Below are 935 nucleotides of genomic sequence, written 5' to 3'. Positions count from 1 at the left end.
GCGGCGCGGTCTGTGCGATCGGCTTGGCCTGCACCGGCATGCCGGGCATGAACACCTTCTGCACGCCGTCGACGATGACCTTGTCGCCGGCGGACAGGCCGCTGCGCACGATGCGCAGGCCGTCGGCACTGCGGCCGAGCTGCACGTCGCGTCGCTGCGCCTTGCCGTCCTTGTCGACAACGTAGACGTACTTGCGGTCCTGGTCGGTGAGCACCGCGCGGTCGTCGATCAGCACCGCGTCGAAGCGGCCGCTGCCGAGCAGCCGCACCCGCGCGAACAGGCCGGGGGTGAAGCGGCGATCGGCGTTGTCCAGCAACGCGCGCACGTGGATGGTGCCGGTGCTGCGCACCAACTGGTTGTCGAGGAAGTCGACCTTGCCGGCATGCGGATAGCCGTCCTCGCCGACCAGGCCGACCTGCACCGGCAGGCTGCCGTCGCGCTCGCTCGGGCGCTGACCGTCGCGCGCCATCTGCGCATAGCGCAGGAAGGTGCCTTCGTCGGCATCGAAGTACACGTGCACCTTGTCCAGCGACACCAGCGTGGTCAGCACGCTGGCGCTGTCGCCGGCGCTGACCAGGTTGCCGGCGGTAACCATCGCGCGGCCGGCGCGGCCGGCGATCGGCGCGCGCACCTGGGTCCATTCCAGGTTCAGGCGTGCGCTGTCCACCGCCGCCTGCGCGGCCAGCACGTCGGCCTGTGCCTGCTCCGCCGCGGCGCGCCGCTGTTCCCAGCTCTCGGTGGAGATGGCCTGCTGTTCGGACAGGGTCTTGGCGCGCGCGGCCTCGCTGGCGCTGAGCTTGGCCTGGGTGCGCGCGCGCGCCAGATCGGCCTCGGCGCGGGCCAGGTCGGCGCGGTAGCTGCGCGCGTCGATGGTGAACAGCACATCGCCCTTCTTCACCTCCTGCCCTTCGACGTAGTTGACCTTGTCGATGTAG

At 70.9% G+C, this 935-nt stretch carries 1 protein-coding gene; it reads right to left on the bottom strand.

Annotated features, from left to right (window positions below; all coding sequences use genetic code 11):
- Positions 1-935 (bottom strand): efflux RND transporter periplasmic adaptor subunit (locus D180_RS14255; protein ID WP_017913332.1); only part of this gene is annotated, 935 nt, incomplete at both ends.

This window comes from Xanthomonas sp. SHU 166, assembly GCF_000364685.1.
Taxonomy (GTDB): Bacteria; Pseudomonadota; Gammaproteobacteria; order Xanthomonadales; family Xanthomonadaceae; genus Xanthomonas_A; species Xanthomonas_A sontii.
The sequence above is the reverse complement of the archived record's forward strand: the minus strand, read 5'-3'. Positions and strand labels throughout refer to the sequence as shown.